Annotated in this window: 13 protein-coding genes; 4 read left to right on the top strand and 9 right to left on the bottom strand. The window is 72.6% G+C overall.

Features of this window, described 5'->3' with window-relative positions; all coding sequences use genetic code 11:
• Positions 1 to 2: 2 nt before the first annotated feature.
• Positions 3 to 1,331 carry an MFS transporter gene (locus ABZ454_RS20525; protein ID WP_359539735.1) on the bottom strand — a complete coding sequence of 443 codons (1,329 nt, stop codon included), beginning with the start codon at positions 1,329 to 1,331 and terminating at the stop codon, positions 3 to 5.
• A gap of 203 nt (positions 1,332 to 1,534) precedes the next feature.
• Between ABZ454_RS20525 and ABZ454_RS20520 the strand changes: the two genes are divergently transcribed.
• Entirely contained in the window at positions 1,535 to 1,867 is a 333-nt protein-coding gene (locus ABZ454_RS20520; RefSeq protein WP_359078051.1) for a hypothetical protein, read from the top strand.
• Here the strand turns inward: ABZ454_RS20520 and ABZ454_RS20515 are convergent.
• Both ABZ454_RS20515 and ABZ454_RS20510 read right to left on the bottom strand, forming a co-directional pair.
• A complete protein-coding gene (locus ABZ454_RS20515; RefSeq protein WP_359539734.1) occupies positions 1,824 to 2,228 on the bottom strand; it encodes a DUF2809 domain-containing protein in 405 nt (134 codons plus the stop codon). The two genes, ABZ454_RS20520 and ABZ454_RS20515, sit on opposite strands and share 44 nt — an antisense overlap.
• On the bottom strand, positions 2,225 to 3,520 hold the full coding sequence (locus ABZ454_RS20510; RefSeq protein ID WP_359539731.1) for an MFS transporter: 1,296 nt from the start codon (positions 3,518 to 3,520) through the stop codon (positions 2,225 to 2,227). The genes ABZ454_RS20515 and ABZ454_RS20510 overlap by 4 nt, the downstream gene beginning before the upstream one ends.
• Positions 3,521 to 3,581: 61 nt before the next feature.
• Here ABZ454_RS20510 and ABZ454_RS20505 point away from each other — a divergent pair, with 61 nt between their 5' ends.
• Complete coding sequence (locus ABZ454_RS20505) at positions 3,582 to 4,574, top strand: helix-turn-helix domain-containing protein (RefSeq protein WP_359539728.1); 993 nt, start codon at positions 3,582 to 3,584, stop codon at positions 4,572 to 4,574.
• Between the two features lie 7 nt (positions 4,575 to 4,581).
• Here ABZ454_RS20505 and ABZ454_RS20500 read toward each other — a convergent pair whose 3' ends face one another.
• Positions 4,582 to 5,631 (bottom strand): Zn-dependent alcohol dehydrogenase, encoded by a 1,050-nt coding sequence (locus tag ABZ454_RS20500; RefSeq protein ID WP_359539726.1) that lies wholly within the window; start codon positions 5,629 to 5,631, stop codon positions 4,582 to 4,584.
• Between the two features lie 241 nt (positions 5,632 to 5,872).
• Positions 5,873 to 6,790, bottom strand: a complete 918-nt coding sequence (locus ABZ454_RS20495; RefSeq protein ID WP_359539724.1) for an SDR family oxidoreductase — start codon at positions 6,788 to 6,790, stop codon at positions 5,873 to 5,875.
• 83 nt (positions 6,791 to 6,873) lie between these two features.
• Between ABZ454_RS20495 and ABZ454_RS20490 the strand changes: the two genes are divergently transcribed.
• On the top strand, positions 6,874 to 7,800 hold the full coding sequence (locus ABZ454_RS20490; RefSeq protein WP_356320573.1) for a cyclase family protein: 927 nt from the start codon (positions 6,874 to 6,876) through the stop codon (positions 7,798 to 7,800).
• A gap of 61 nt (positions 7,801 to 7,861) precedes the next feature.
• On the opposite strand, the gene ABZ454_RS20485 is transcribed toward ABZ454_RS20490, so the two are convergent.
• From ABZ454_RS20485 to ABZ454_RS20470, 4 genes are all read right to left on the bottom strand, one after another.
• Positions 7,862 to 8,401, bottom strand: coding sequence for an ATP-binding protein (locus ABZ454_RS20485; protein WP_359539722.1), 540 nt, complete (start codon positions 8,399 to 8,401; stop codon positions 7,862 to 7,864).
• Between the two features lie 486 nt (positions 8,402 to 8,887).
• Entirely contained in the window at positions 8,888 to 9,835 is a 948-nt protein-coding gene (locus ABZ454_RS20480) for an acyl-CoA dehydrogenase family protein (RefSeq protein WP_359539721.1), read from the bottom strand.
• Positions 9,836 to 9,841: 6 nt separating this feature from the next.
• A complete protein-coding gene (locus tag ABZ454_RS20475; protein WP_359539719.1) occupies positions 9,842 to 10,999 on the bottom strand; it encodes an acyl-CoA dehydrogenase in 1,158 nt (385 codons plus the stop codon).
• Between the two features lie 7 nt (positions 11,000 to 11,006).
• On the bottom strand, positions 11,007 to 12,200 hold the full coding sequence (locus ABZ454_RS20470) for an amidohydrolase family protein (RefSeq protein ID WP_359539716.1): 1,194 nt from the start codon (positions 12,198 to 12,200) through the stop codon (positions 11,007 to 11,009).
• A 144-nt stretch (positions 12,201 to 12,344) separates the two neighbouring features.
• Between ABZ454_RS20470 and ABZ454_RS20465 the strand changes: the two genes are divergently transcribed.
• Complete coding sequence (locus tag ABZ454_RS20465; protein WP_359539713.1) at positions 12,345 to 13,883, top strand: AMP-binding protein; 1,539 nt, start codon at positions 12,345 to 12,347, stop codon at positions 13,881 to 13,883.
• Positions 13,884 to 14,113 lie beyond the last annotated feature (230 nt).

Raw genomic sequence — 14,113 nt, 5'->3', positions numbered from 1 at the left:
GCTCACGCCGTGAGGGTCCGCGCCGGCGGTCCTGTCATCCGGCGGATCATCAGCGCCATCAGCGCCGCCATCGCGCACAGCGCCCCCGCCGCGTACCAGACCATGTCGTACGAGCCGAAGTGGTCGCGCGCCACCCCGCCCAGGAACGCCACCAGTGCCGCGCCCACCTGGTGGGAGGCGAGGACCCAGCCGAAGACGACGGCGCTGTCCTCGCCGTACCGCTCCCGGCACAGGGCCAGGGTCGGCGGGACGGTGGCGACCCAGTCGAGTCCGTAGAACACGATGAAGAAGACCATCGGCGGTTCCACCGTGGCCTGCATCAGGATCGGCAGGAACAGCAGGGAGACCCCGCGCAGCGCGTAGTAGACGGCCAGGAGCCGGCGGGCGTCGAAGCGGTCGGTGAGCCATCCGGAGAAGACCGTGCCGATGATGTCGAAGATCCCGATGACGGCGAGGAGCGAGGCCGCCGCCGTGACGGGCATGTGGTGGTCGTGCGCCGAGGGGACGAAGTGGGTGCGGATCAGGCCGTTGGTCGAGGCGCCGCAGATCGCGAAGGACCCGGCCAGCAGCCAGAACGGTCCGGTGCGGGCCGCGTCGACCAGGACGCGTACGGTCCGCCTCGCCGCCCCGCGCGCGGGCACCGGCTTGGCCACGTACTCCCCGCCGTACGGGGCGAGTCCCACGTCGGCCGGGTGGTCGCGCATCAGCAGCCAGACGAACGGGACGACGACCAGGGCGGCCAGGGCGACGGTCACCGAGGCGGGCCGCCAGCCGTGCCGGTCGACGATCCAGGCGCAGAGGGGCAGGAAGACCAGCTGCCCCGAGGCTCCGGCCGCGGTGAGGATGCCGGTCACCAGACCGCGGCGGGCGACGAACCAGCGGTGGGTGACGGTCGCGGAGAAGGCCATCGCCATGGAGCCGGTACCCAAACCGACGAGCAGCCCCCAGTAGATCATCAGCTGCCAGGCGGCCGTCATCCAGACACTGGCCAGCGCACCGGCCGCGACGGCGCTGAGGGCGACGACCACCACCCGGCGGATGCCGAACCGGTCCATCAGCGCCGCGGCGAACGGAGCGGTGAGCCCGTACAGCGCCATGTCGAGGGAGACGGCGAGGCCGATCTCCCCGCGTGACCAGTGGAACTCCGTGTGGAGCGGGTCGATCAGCAGCCCGGGCAAGGAGTTGAAGGCGGCTCCACCGATGATCGTCACGAAGGTGACGGCGGCGACGAGCCAGGCGCGGTGGACGCGGCGGCGGGGCGCCTCGCGTCCGGTGCCCGGTCTGTGATCGCGGGCGGCGGGTTCGGTTGTCTGGGTCACGTCACCCAGCATCCGGTCCCGGCGGCCTCCCTCACGAGTGGCCCGAGGGACATGGTTCGCAGGAATCGGGCCAGAGCCCGCAGCCCGGCCGGGAAGCGGCGGCCCGGATGCGCGTACGATCTGCGTCGATCGGCGGCCGAACAGCGCGACGGGCACACCGCGCCGGGTGAACGCCTGCGCGTCCACGCCGCTTCGTCCACATCCCGGGGGATCTCATGCAGTGGGTCGAACGCCAGCACTTCCATCACCGGTCCGCGCTGATGCAGGGCTGGGGCGCCGTTCTGCTGCTCGCCGCCTGCGTGTCGTGGGTGTGGCTGGGCTTCCTGCTGTGGGACCAGGACGACTCGCTGTACTGCTTCCGCGCGTCGTCGATCTGCGAGTTGGACAGCACCATGCCCAAGCAGCTGATACTCCTGGCCGTCTCCGCACCCCTCTCGGTGGCCGGTTCGGCGCTGCTCGTCGCGGGCAGTGTGCGCCGGCAGACCACCGCACACGTCCTCCGCGTCATCGAGATGCAGCAGTCCGAGGAGCGCGCGCGCCGGAAGTAGTCGCCGCGCACACGGCCCAGGCGGCCGCCGCCCCCACCGCGTACCAGAGCAGATCGGGTGCGTTGAAGGTCGAGCCGAGCACCAGCCGCGCCACGGCGCTGTGCCGGGACGCCGCCGCCGGGACGCCGGTGAGCTGGAGCAGCTCGACCGCCCAGCTGATCCCGAGCCCGGCGCCGGCCACGGCGAGCGGCCGGGCCCGGGGCGCGCACAGAGTGACGAGGGCGCAGATAAGGACCGTGTACAGCGCGTCCCCGGCGTACTTGGCGACAGCGCCGTCCGTCACGGTACGCACCCCGAGCCCGGCGACGACGGTCAGCGCGGCCGCCCCCGCCGCGACACCGCGGGCCCGCAGGGCGCTCATCCGATCCGCTCCAGGCGACGGATCGGCCGGGCCGCCAGCAGGACCCCCACGGCCAGCATGTTGATCACCGCGCCGGCGAGCAGCAGCTCCGGGGCGCCCACCCGGTCCGCGACCGGCCCGGCCAGCGCGCGGCCCGCGGCCAGCATCAGGAGCGAGCCGGCCACGTCGTACGCGTGCAGCCGGTTCAGCGCCTCCGGCGGCACGTGCGTCTGGACGGTCGTCGACCACATCACCAGCCAGAAGGCGAACGCCGCGCCCGCCACGAACTGCCCTGCCCCCAGGGCGAACACCGGCATCCCGAGCCCCAGCACCACCAGGTTCACGCACACCCCGGTCAGGGCGACGGCTCCCGCCGTCAGCGGGCGGCGCGGCCGCAGCCGCAGGGCCAGCAGACCGCCGAGGACACTGCCCGCTCCGTTCACCGCCATCATCGCGCCGTACGTCCCCGAGCCGTGCGCCTCGGTGACCTCGACGGCGGTCAGCGGAAGCATCGGGCCGAGCACGGTGAAGCCGTACACCGTCCAGATCGCGATCACTCCCCACAGCCAGCTCCGCGCGGTGAACTCGCGCCAGCCGTCGACCAGTTCGGCGACGAATGTACCTCGCGGCGCCTCGTCCGAGGGCGCGGGCGCAAGCCTCAGCAGGAACAGGCAGACCCCGGAGACCAGGAAGGTCGCCGCGTTCGCCGCGTAGACCGCCCCGGCGCTCGCCAGTCCCACGAGCACGCCCGCGAACGCCGGGCCCGCCATGGTCATCAGCGCCTCCGACACCCGCAGCACGGCGTTGGCGCGCTGCACGTCCGTGGCCACCCGGGGCGTGGTCGACGCGACCCCCGGCTGGAAGAGGGCCGCCCCCACCCCGGCCACCGCGCTCAGCGCGTACACCACCCACAGCGGCGGGTTGCCGGTGGCGAAGGAGACCGCGAGCACCGAGGCCCCGACCAGGCGCAGCGCATCGGCGATGATCATCATCCGGCGCGGGGTGAAACGATCCGCCAGAACGCCGCCGAAGAGGACGAACACGGCCAGCGGACCCATCCAGGCGGCCAGCGCGAACCCCACCGAGGAGTGCGGCCGTCCGGCACCCAGCAGCCCGGCGGTAAGCGCCACCGGGATCATTCCGTCGCCGAAGAGCGCCGCGGTCCGGGCGACGAAGAAGAGCCTGAAGTTGCGGTTCCAGAGCCGGTCCGGTCCGAGCGGCGAGCACGGCAACGGCGGCAGGGGCGGCGAGCCGGGCGAAGCGGCTGCGCGGTCGACGGCGGGAATGCCCGCGCGGTCTGCTGACTTTTCCATCACACCGATGACATGTATCAGCTTATGGTCTATACCAGCTAGAGCGAAGGGAGTCCGTACCGTGCCGCACCGGGTCGTCGTTCTCGCCCTCGACGGGCTGCTCCCGTTCGAAGTGGGCATCCCCCAAAGGATTTTCGGACGTTCGCTCGGTTGCGAGCCGCACGACCGGGGTCGCGCACTCTACGAAGTCGTGACCTGCTCGGTCCGTCCGCCGGGCCCGGTCAGCACCGACGCGGACTTCACGATCACCGTCCGGCACGGCCCCGAGGCCCTCGCCACGGCCGACACCGTGGTGATCCCCGCCAGCCACGAACTCGGCCCCGTGTACACCGAGGGCCGGCTGACCGACGAACTCGCCGCCGCGTTCGCGCACATCAGACCCGGCACCCGGATGGTCTCCATCTGCACCGGCAGTTACGTCCTCGCCGCGGCCGGATACCTCGACGGGCGGCCGGCCACCACCCACTGGTCCTCCGCGGACCACTTCCAGCGGCTGTTCCCCGCCGTCCGGGTCGACCCCGACGTCCTGTTCGTCGACGACGGGGACGTGCTGACGTCCGCCGGGGTCGCCGCCGGCATCGACCTGTGCCTGCACCTGGTGCGCCGCGACCACGGCGCCGCCGTCGCCAACGACGTCGCCCGGCGCACGGTCGTACCACCGCACCGCGACGGCGGTCAGGCGCAGTACATCCAGCGCCCGGTCCCCGACCCCGGGGTCTCGGCCACGACGGCCGCCCGCGCCTGGGCGCTCGGGCGGCTGGAGTCGCCGATCCAATTGCGCGACATGGCCCAGCAGGAGGCGATGAGCGTACGGACGTTCACCCGCCGGTTCCGCGAGGAGGCCGGGGTCAGCCCCGTCCAGTGGCTGACCCAGCAGCGGGTGGAACTGGCCCGCCGGCTGCTGGAGTCCACCGACCTGTCGGTGGACCGCATCGCCCGGGACGCCGGCTTCGGCACGGCCACCTCGCTCCGGCAGCATCTGCAGGCGGCACTGGGGGTGTCGCCGACGATGTACCGGCGGACGTTCCGGTCGACGGCGGAGAACCAGGTCTGACGCGGCACTAGAACACCAGCACCCCCCGGGCCACCCGCCCGTGGTGGGCGTCGTCCGCCGCCTTGGCGAAGTCCTCCACCGGGTAGGTCTCGGTGACGAGTTCGTCCAGCAGCAGCCGGCCCTCCCGGTACAGCTCCGCGTACAGGGCGATGTCCCGCTGCGGGCGCGAGGAGCCGTAGCGGCAGCCCAGGATCGACTTGTCCAGGTACATCGACGAGACAAGGAACGAGGCCTCGGCCGTCGCCGCCGGTACGCCGAGCAGGATCGCCTGCCCGTGCCGGTCCAGCAGGTCGATCGCGGTACGGATCAGCTCGGTGCGGCCCACGCACTCGAAGGCGTGGTCGGCGCCCGTCGGCAGGATCTCCTTGACGCCCTCGGCCGAGGTGAGGAAGTGCGTGGCGCCGAACTGCCGGGCCACCGCCTCCTTGCCGGGGTTGGAGTCGACCGCGACGATGGTCAGCGCTCCGGCGAGCCGCGCGCCCTGGATCACGTTGAGCCCGATGCCGCCGGTGCCGATCACGACCACGCTCTCGCCGCGGTCGACCCGGGCCCGGTTCAGTACGGCTCCGACTCCCGTCAGCACCCCGCACCCGATCAGGGCGGCCGACGTCAGGGGCAGATCGGCGGGGATCCTCACCGCCTGCACCGCTTTGACCAGCGTCCGTTCGGCGAAGGCCGAGTTGGACGCGAACTGGTACAGCGGCTTCCCCCCGCGCGAGAACGGCTGCCCCGGCATCCCGATCGCCTTGCGGCACATCGTCGGCCGGCCCCGGTCGCACTGCGCGCACGCGCCGCAACTGGCCAGCGTGGACAGCGCCACGTGGTCGCCGGGCGCCACATGACCCACGCCGGCGCCGACCGCCTCGACCACCCCCGCGCCCTCGTGCCCGAGCACCACCGGCAGCGGGAACGGGATCGTCCCGTCGATCACCGACAGATCGCTGTGACAGAGCCCGGCCGCGGCCACCCCCACCAGCACCTCACCGGGGCCGGGGTCGCGTATCTCCAGGTCGTCGACGACCTCGGTCCGTCTGCCGTCGAAGACGACGCCTCTCATCTCGGCTCCCTCGGTTGGCCGGGCACGCGCTCGGCGGTGGTGTTCCGTGGATGTCCCGGGGCCCGTACGAGCCCGTCGGCGATCGAGAACCGGGGCGGAGGGCGCCCGGTGCCGGGCGGGGTGGGTCCTCCGCTCCCATGGGTGCGAAGCGCGGATCAGGCCCCCCGGCGATCGAGGAGCGGGGGTACTGGGGTGGGCCCCCGGTCGCCGGGCGCGCGGGGTCGTCGCCCCGCGCCATGGCCTACGCGTTCGGCCGGGCCGCGGCCTTCGCCGCCGCCGCCATCTCCTCCAGCCGTGCCAGCATCGGCATCGGGTCCGTGCCCACCGTCCCGGGCAGGAAGTCCGCGATCCGCTCCGGGGTCCACGCCGCCCCCTCCGCGTACCCCGCGCGCAGCTCCCTCGGCTGGGCCCAGACCGCGATCTTCGGGCCCGCGATCGTGTAGACCTGGCCGGTGATCTTCTCGGCGCGGGCCCGGTCGCTGAGCAGGTAGACGACGAGCGCCGCCACGTCCTCGGGCTCGCCCATCTCCTTGAGCTCCATGGGGACGTTGGCGGACATCCGGGTCCGTGCCACGGGTGCCACCGCGTTCGCCGTGACGCCGTACTTGTGGAGGCCGAGCGCCGCGCTGCGGACCAGCGAGATGATGCCGCCCTTGGCGGCGCTGTAGTTCGCCTGGGCGACGCTGCCCTGGTGGTTGCCGCTCGTGAAGCCGATCAGCGTGCCGGCCCCCTCCTGCTTGCGCATCACCGCCGACGCCGCCCGGAAGACGGTGAACGTGCCCTTGAGGTGGGTGGCGACCACGGGGTCCCACTCCTCCTCGGACATGTTGAAGAGCATGCGTTCGCGCAGGATCCCGGCCACGCAGACGACCCCGTCGATCCGGCCGAACTCCGCGAGCGCGGTGTCCACGACCCGCTGCCCGCCGGCCATGGTGGAGATGTCGTCCGCCACCGCGACCGCTTCGCCGCCCGCCGCCACGATCTCCTTGACGACGGACTCGGCTATCTCGCTCGCGGGTTCGCCCCCCTCGACGGAGACGCCATAGTCGTTCACCACGACCCTCGCCCCCTCGGCCGCCGCGGCGAGCGCGACGGCCCGCCCGATGCCGCGTCCGGCACCCGTCACGGCCACGACCTTGCCTGCCAAGAAGTTCCCCATGCCCGGCCCCTTCCCGCGGTTTCTGACGGACCGTTAGATTCTATGGGTCATCAGGTCCACCGGCACAAGCCCCAGGAGGCGCCATGTCTTTGCCGGCCGAGTTCCACGACCTCGCCAAGCGCGTGAACAACTGGGGACGCTGGGGAGCCGACGACGAGATCGGCACCCTCAACCTCATCACCGACGAGGTCGTGCGCGAGGCGGCGGGCACCGTCCGCAGCGGGCTGCGCGTCCCGCTGGCGCTTCCGCTCCAGCAGGACGGCGTGCAGAGCGGGCTGATCCCTGGGCGGGTCAACCCGCTGCACACGATGGTCCAGATCAATCAGGAGCTCTTCGGTCCCGGCACCGTCGCCACCAGCGACGACACCGCCGTCCTGGGTCTCCAGGCCGCCACCCACTGGGACGCGCTCACCCACGCCTCGCACTCGGGGAAGATCTACAACGGCCGGCCCGCCGCCACCATCACCGCCCACGGCGGCGCGCGGTTCAGCGGCATCGACAAGGCGCCGCACATCGTCTCGCGCGGGGTCCTCCTCGACGTGGCCCGCGCCCACGGCGTGGACCGGCTGCCGGGCGGCCACGCGGTCACCCCCGAGGACCTGGAGGCGGCCGAGGAACTGGCCGGGGTCCGGGTGCGGTCCGGGGACATCGTTCTCGTACGGACCGGACAGGTGCGGGTGTACCTCTCCGGGGACAAGAACGGCTACGGGTATCCGTCACCGGGCCTGTCGATCCGGACGCCGGAGTGGTTCCGGGCCCGCGATGCGGCCGCGGTCGCCAACGACACGCTGACCTTCGAGATCTTCCCGCCGGAGATCGAGGACCTGTGGCTGGGGGTGCACGCGCTCGACCTGGTGGAGATGGGCATGCTCCAGGGCCAGAACTGGAACCTGGAGGGCTTGTCCACAGCCTGTGCGGACACCGGGCGCTACGCCTTCCTGCTCTCGGCCATGCCGGAGCCCTTCGTCGGTGCCACCGGCACACCGGTCGCCCCGGTCGCGGTCCTCTGAGGCGCCGCCGCGCGCCCGGGGGCCCGCCGGGCGGCGGGCGGCCCCGTGCCCGGCGGCGCCGCTACGCGGGGTGGATGCCGGCGTGCGTCGCCTCGTACGCGGCGGAGCCCGCCTCGTACCCCGCTCCCGCGCCGCACCCGCCGACGCCGTCGCGCTCGGGGGAGCCGGGCTGCAGCTGGACCTGGATCAGCGGGATGCCCCGGTCGATCTCGCACCAGATGCGCTTGCCCGCGCCCTCCGGCTGCCAGCCCCAGCGGTCGGCCAGTCCGTCGACCAGCTCCAGGCCGCGGCCGCCGGTGTCCTCACCCTGCGCGTGCCGCTGCTGCGGCGGGCGGCAACTGGTGTCGGCCACCTCGACCCGGACGGTCCCGGCGTTGCCCGGGGCTCCCGTCGAGCCGAACAGCATGCGCAGCACGGCCGGACAGCCGGTGTGCACGACCGCGTTGGTGACCAGTTCCGAGATGAGCAGGATGAGCGTCTCGGCCAGCGGCTCGTCGTCTCCTATCCCGGACCCGACGAGCCTCGAACGCGCCCATCTGCGGGCCCGTCCGACCTCCGCGGGGTCGGGCCCGACCTCCAACTGAACCTGAAGCACCTGCACCGCTCACACCATCCGAACCGGCGGACACATCGCCTCGCGCCTCCTCGGGGTCACGGAACGTGATTCCCCTACGAGCCAGCATGGTTGACGTACAGTCACCGCAACAAGCGCTTCGGGCATATTCCCACGCGAAGGAGTACGCGTGGTGCATACTGTGCGACGCGCGCTGCGGGAAGTCGAACAGAGGCGCGTCACGGTGCCGGGAACCGCTTCCACGGCAGGCCTGGCGCTTCTGTGTGGATCACGAGCAGGGCACCTCTCGCGGACCGGAGTCGCCGCACAGGCCACATCCGGATCGCCAGGTTCCAGAACCACTCGCATCCAACGGAGCGTACCCGAGCCCGGCGCCGACTCCACCCCGTGACGAATCACGCAAAGGACACAAGCCGGTATCGGCACGCTCCGACTGCACTGCGTCACTCCGCAGCGTGAACCTCAGGGGTCCGTCGCGTCACATGCGTGCGCCTGACAACCGTCCGTTCCGCCTCACCCGAGATCGGCCGCCAGCGCCTCCTCCGCGTCCGCCGCCGTCAGCCACTGCCCGGCCCGCAGCCAGGCCCGCTTGAGGCGCAGATGGACATCCGCCTCCCAGGTGAAGCCCATGCCGCCGTACACCTGGAGGCAGTCGCGGGCGTTGTCGACGGCCGCCTCGTCGGCGAGGAGCTTGGCCGCGGCGGCCTCCACCGGGTCCCCCGTGACGGCCGCCGCGTAGACGGCGCCGCGGGCCGTCCCGGCCCGCACAAGCATTCCCGCGCACAGGTGCTTGACCGCCTGGAACGCCCCGATCGGCGATCCGAACTGTTCCCGCTCACCGGCGTGTTGGACCGCCGCCTCCAGGCTCCGGGCGGCGATGCCGAGCTGCTCGGCCGCGGTCAGCAGGGCCCCCTCGCGCCGCAGCCGCGCCCCGTCGGGCAGCGCCTCGCCCTCGTACGCGGACAGCTCCGGCACCCGCCACAGGGGCGTGCCCGGATCGAGCGACCGCACGGGGCGGGCCTCGCGCACCAGCCGCCGCAGCGCCCCGCCGGTGACCAGCCTCGTCCGGTCCCCGTCCAGGACCAGCAGCGCGTCGGCGCCTTCCAGGTGCCCCACGGGCCGCCCCGCCTCCGCCAGGGCCACCACGGCCTCGCCCTCGGCCGCCCCCTTCACGGACCCGGCGGCGAGCTGGGTGGCGGCCAGCGGTCCGGGCAGCAGCGCCCGCCCGATCTCCTCGAACACGAGTACGGATTCGGCCAGGCCGAGGCCGACCCCGCCGGCCGTCTCCGGCAACCGCAGGGCGAAGACCCCGGCCGCACCGAGCTCCCGCCACCACGCACGGTCCACATCCCCTCCCCGCTCGTGCGCCGCCCGCATCCGGTCCCTGCCGAACCGGCCGGCGAGCAGGTCCCGTATCCCCGCGCGCAGGGCCCGCTGGTCCTGTGAGAGCTGGAAGTCCACCCCCGCTCACCGCCCCTTCGGCAGGCCGAGGATCCGCTCGGCGACGATGTTCCGCTGGATCTGCGAGGTACCGGCCGCGATCGTGTACGAGAGGGAGGAGAGCCGGTCCAGCACCCACTCCCGGTCCAGATCCAGGGCGTCACCCCCGCCGAGCACCTCGGCCGCCGCCTCGTACAGCTCCTGACGGGCGTGCGAGTACCGCAGCTTGAAGATGGAGCCGCCGGCCCCGGGCACGCCCCCGGTGCCCTGCGCCTCACTGACGTTCCACTGGGTGAGCCGCCACAGCGCCCGGAACTCGGCGTTGAGCCTGCCCAGCCGGCGGCGCAGCACCGCGTCGTCCCACCGGCCGCTGCGCCGGGCCTCGGCGGCCAGCGCGTCCAGGGTGCGGCGGCAGGCGACGACCTCGCCGACGAAGGCCGTGCCGCGCTCGAACGAGAGGGTGACCATGGTGACCCGCCAGCCGTCGTTCTCCGCCCCGACCCGGTGCGAGACGGGCACCCGCACCTCGTCGAGGAACACCTCGGCGAACTCGGTGGACCCGGCGAGCGTGCGCAGCGGCCGGACGGTGACGCCGGGGCTGTCCATCCGCATCGCGAGCCAGCTGATCCCCCGGTGCCTGGGCGCCGCCGGGTCCGTCCGCACGAGGAGTTCGCACCAGTCGGCGACCTCCGCATGGGAGGTCCAGATCTTCTGCCCGCTCACCACGTAGTCGTCGCCGTCGCGCACCGCCCGGGTCCGCAGGGACGCGAGGTCGGAGCCCGCGTCCGGTTCGCTGAACCCCTGGCACCACATCTCGTCGCCGCGCAGCACCGGCGGCAGCCAGCGGGCCCGCTGTCCGGCCGTGCCCTCGGCGGCGATGGTGGGCCCGGCGTGCAGCAGCCCCACGAAGTTCGCCCCGACGTACGGCGCCCCGGCCCGCTCCGTCTCCTCCAGGAAGATCAGGTGCTGGGTGGGGGTGGCGCCCCGCCCGCCGGCGTCGGCGGGCCAGTGCAGGCCCGCGTACCCGGCGTCGTACAGCAGCCGCTGCCAGCCGGCGTCGTACGCCCTGCGCCCCGGCCAGTCGCCGGGATCCGGTTTTCCGGGCAGCCCGGGGAGCACCGACGCCAGCCACTGCCGCAGCCGCGCCCGGAAGGCTTCCTCTTCCTCCGTGTACGCCAGGTCCATGGCGCGCCTACTTGTCGAGGTCCAGACCGAGCATGCGGATCGCGTTCCCGCGCATCAGTTTGTAGACGGTCTCGTCGTCCAGCCCCTTGACGTGGTCGAGCGCGACCTCCTTGGTGTGCGGGAAGGTCGAGTCGACGTGGGGGTAGTCGGTCTCGAAGGTGGCGTTGTCCCGGCCGACGACGTCGAGCGAGGCGACGCCGTGCTTGTCGCGGAAGAAGCAGCAGAACATCTGCCGGTAGTAGTACGTGGACGGCGGCTCCGGGATCAGATCGCGCACCCCGCCCCAGGCCCGGTGCTCCTCCCAGACGTCGTCGGCGCGCTCCAGCGCGTACGGGATCCACCCCATCTGCCCCTCGCTGTACGCCAGCTTGAGCCGGGGGAACCTCACCAGCACCCCGCTGAACAGGAAGTCCATCATCGAGGCCATCGCGTTGTTGAACGAGAGCGAGGCCTGGACGGCGGGCGGGGCGTCCGGCGAGGCGGCGGGCATCTGCGAGCTGGACCCGATGTGCATGTTCACGACCGTGCCGGTCTCCTGGCAGACGGCGAAGAACGGGTCCCAGTAGCCGCTGTGGATGGACGGCAGTCCCAGATAGGTCGGGATCTCCGAGAAGGTCACCGCCCGCACCCCGCGCGCCGCGTTCCGCCTGATCTCCTCGACCGCCAGGCCGATGTCCCAGAGCGGGATGATGCACAGCGGGATCAGCCGGCCGCCGCTGTCCCCGCACCACTCCTCGACCATCCAGTCGTTGTACGCGCGCACGCACGCGAGCGCGACCTCCTTGTCGTGGGCCTCGGCGAAGGTCTGCCCGCAGAACCGCGGGAAGGTGGGGAAGCAGAGGCTCGCCTCGACGTGGTTGAGGTCCATGTCCTTCAGCCGTTCGACGGGATCCCAGCAGCCGGGCCGCATCTCGGCCCGGGTGATGCCCTCCAGCGTCATGTCGTCGCGGTCGAATCCCACCGCGGCGATGTTCCGCTTGTACGGGAACTTGAGGTCCTCGTAGATCCACCAGTCGGTCGGCGGCCCGTCCGGGTCCATCGTGATGACGTACTTGCCTCCGGTGTACGCCAGCTCGCCGATGCCCGCCGTCAGGGGCTGCGGGCCGCGCTCGCGGTACTTGGCGGGCAGCCAGGCCGAGAAGAGGTGCGGCGGCTCGATCACATGGTCGTCGACGCTGACGATCCGAGGCAGTTCCGTCATGGTGTCCCCTCCGGCGCGCACACTTCTGATGACCCGTCAGATTGACGTCGCCCACAGGCTAGCCCCGCACCCCTGGACCGACAAGGCGCAGCGCTCTACGCTCTGCACACTATCTGACTACCCGTCAGCTGTGAGGGGTTCGCCGTGAACGAGACCGCGCACGCCCTGGGTGCCTCGGGCACCTTCTGGGAGCTCATCGCACGCCGGGCCGCCCTGACGCCGGACCGGCCCTTCCTGATCCAGGACGACCGCACGCTCACCTTCGGCGAACTGCGCACCCGTGCCGAACGGGTGGCCGCGGGCCTGTACGCCCTCGGGGTACGCCCCGGCACCGTCGTCGCCTGGCAACTGCCGACCCGGCTGGAGACGGTGCTCCTGTCCTTCGCCCTGACCCGGCTCGGCGCGGTGCAGACGCCCGTCATCCCCTTCTACCGCGACCGGGAGACCGGCTTCGCGCTGCGTGAGTCCAAGGCGGAGTTCTTCGCGGTGCCGGGCACCTGGCGCGGCTTCGACCACACGGCGATGGCCGCCCGCCTCTCGGCGGACCTCGCGCACCCGCCGCGGGTCTTCGAGGCGTACGAGACCCTCCCGGACGCAGATCCCGCGACCCTGCCCCCGCCCCCCGCCGACGGCACCACGGTCCGCTGGATCTACTGGACCTCGGGCACCACCTCCGACCCGAAGGGCGTCCTGCACACCGACCGCAGCCTGATCGCGGGCGGCTCCTGCCTGGCCCACGCCCTGCGCCTGTCGGCGGACGACGTCGGCTCGGTGGCCTTCCCGTTCGCCCACGTCGGCGGCCCGGACTACGCGGTGATGCTGCTGCTGTACGGCTTCCCCGCGGTGCTGTTCGAGCACTTCGCGATGCCGGACGCGCTCACGGTCTACCGGCGCCACGGGGTGACGGTGGCGGGCGGCTCCACGGCCTTCTACTCCATGTTCCTGACGGAACAGCGCAAGGCCCCGTCCACCCCCCTCGTCCCCACCCTCCGCCTGCTGGCGGGCGGCGGCGCCCCGAAGCCACCGGAGATCTACCACGCGGTGGTCCGCGAGATGGGCGTCCAGCTCACCCACGGCTACGGCATGACGGAGGTCCCCATGATCACCATGGGCGCCCCGGACGACACGGCGGAACAGCTCGCCGAGACGGAGGGCCGCCCGCCCGAGGGCATGGAGATCCGGATCACCGACGAGGCCGGCAAGCCGCTGCCGTACGACACCGACGGCGAGATCCGCCTGCGGGGCGAGGCGGTCTGCCGGGGCTACCTGGCCTCCGCCACCCCCTTCGACGCCGAGGGCTTCCTGATCACGGGCGACATCGGGCACGTCCGGCCGAGCGGGCACCTGGTCCTCACCGGGCGGCTGAAGGACATCATCATCCGCAAGGGCGAGAACATCTCGGCGAAGGAGATAGAGGACCTCCTGGCCCGCCACCCCCGCGTGGGCGACGCCGCGGTCATCGGCCTCCCCGACCAGGACCGGGGCGAACGCGTCTGCGCGGTGGTGGAGCAGCCCCCGGACGCCGCCGCCCTCACCCTCCCCGAGCTGACGGCCTACCTGCGCGGCGAGGGCCTCTCGGTCCACAAGCTCCCGGAGCAACTGGAACTGGTGGACGCGCTGCCCCGCAACGAAGCGCTCCGCAAGGTCCTGAAGTACCGGCTCCGCGAACGCTTCACCCGGTGACGGGCGCCGCGGTGCGGTGGTCCGGGCGGGCCCGTTGCGCGCCCCGGTCCGGGGCGCGGGGTTCCGTCCTCAATCGCCGGACGGGCTTGGTGTGGTGCGGGTTGCCCGCGGGGTGGCGCGGATTACCCGCTGGGCGGGGGTCCGGGGTCCCTCCGGGGCGTCTCCTCAAACGACGAACGTTCCGCGGGTACGCAGCGGACCCGGGTATCTGTTCGTCGTCCTGCGGGGAC

The organism is Streptomyces sp. NPDC005803, from assembly GCF_040630435.1.
Lineage (GTDB): Bacteria > Actinomycetota > Actinomycetes > Streptomycetales > Streptomycetaceae > Streptomyces.
This window is presented reverse-complemented; position numbering and strand designations above follow the sequence as displayed.

What these genes read in the sequence shown, in the direction of transcription:
- ABZ454_RS20520 (WP_359078051.1), top strand. Translation starts at nt 1,535, where the DNA reads ATGCAGTGGGTCGAACGCCAGCACTTCCATCACCGGTCCGCGCTGATG.
- ABZ454_RS20495 (WP_359539724.1), bottom strand. Translation starts at nt 6,790, where the DNA reads ATGGGGAACTTCTTGGCAGGCAAGGTCGTGGCCGTGACGGGTGCCGGA.
- ABZ454_RS20475 (WP_359539719.1), bottom strand. Translation starts at nt 10,999, where the DNA reads ATGGACCTGGCGTACACGGAGGAAGAGGAAGCCTTCCGGGCGCGGCTG.
- ABZ454_RS20470 (WP_359539716.1), bottom strand. Translation starts at nt 12,200, where the DNA reads ATGACGGAACTGCCTCGGATCGTCAGCGTCGACGACCATGTGATCGAG.
- ABZ454_RS20490 (WP_356320573.1), top strand. Translation starts at nt 6,874, where the DNA reads ATGTCTTTGCCGGCCGAGTTCCACGACCTCGCCAAGCGCGTGAACAAC.
- ABZ454_RS20500 (WP_359539726.1), bottom strand. Translation starts at nt 5,631, where the DNA reads ATGAGAGGCGTCGTCTTCGACGGCAGACGGACCGAGGTCGTCGACGAC.
- ABZ454_RS20525 (WP_359539735.1), bottom strand. Translation starts at nt 1,331, where the DNA reads ATGCTGGGTGACGTGACCCAGACAACCGAACCCGCCGCCCGCGATCAC.
- ABZ454_RS20510 (WP_359539731.1), bottom strand. Translation starts at nt 3,520, where the DNA reads ATGGAAAAGTCAGCAGACCGCGCGGGCATTCCCGCCGTCGACCGCGCA.
- ABZ454_RS20515 (WP_359539734.1), bottom strand. Translation starts at nt 2,228, where the DNA reads ATGAGCGCCCTGCGGGCCCGCGGTGTCGCGGCGGGGGCGGCCGCGCTG.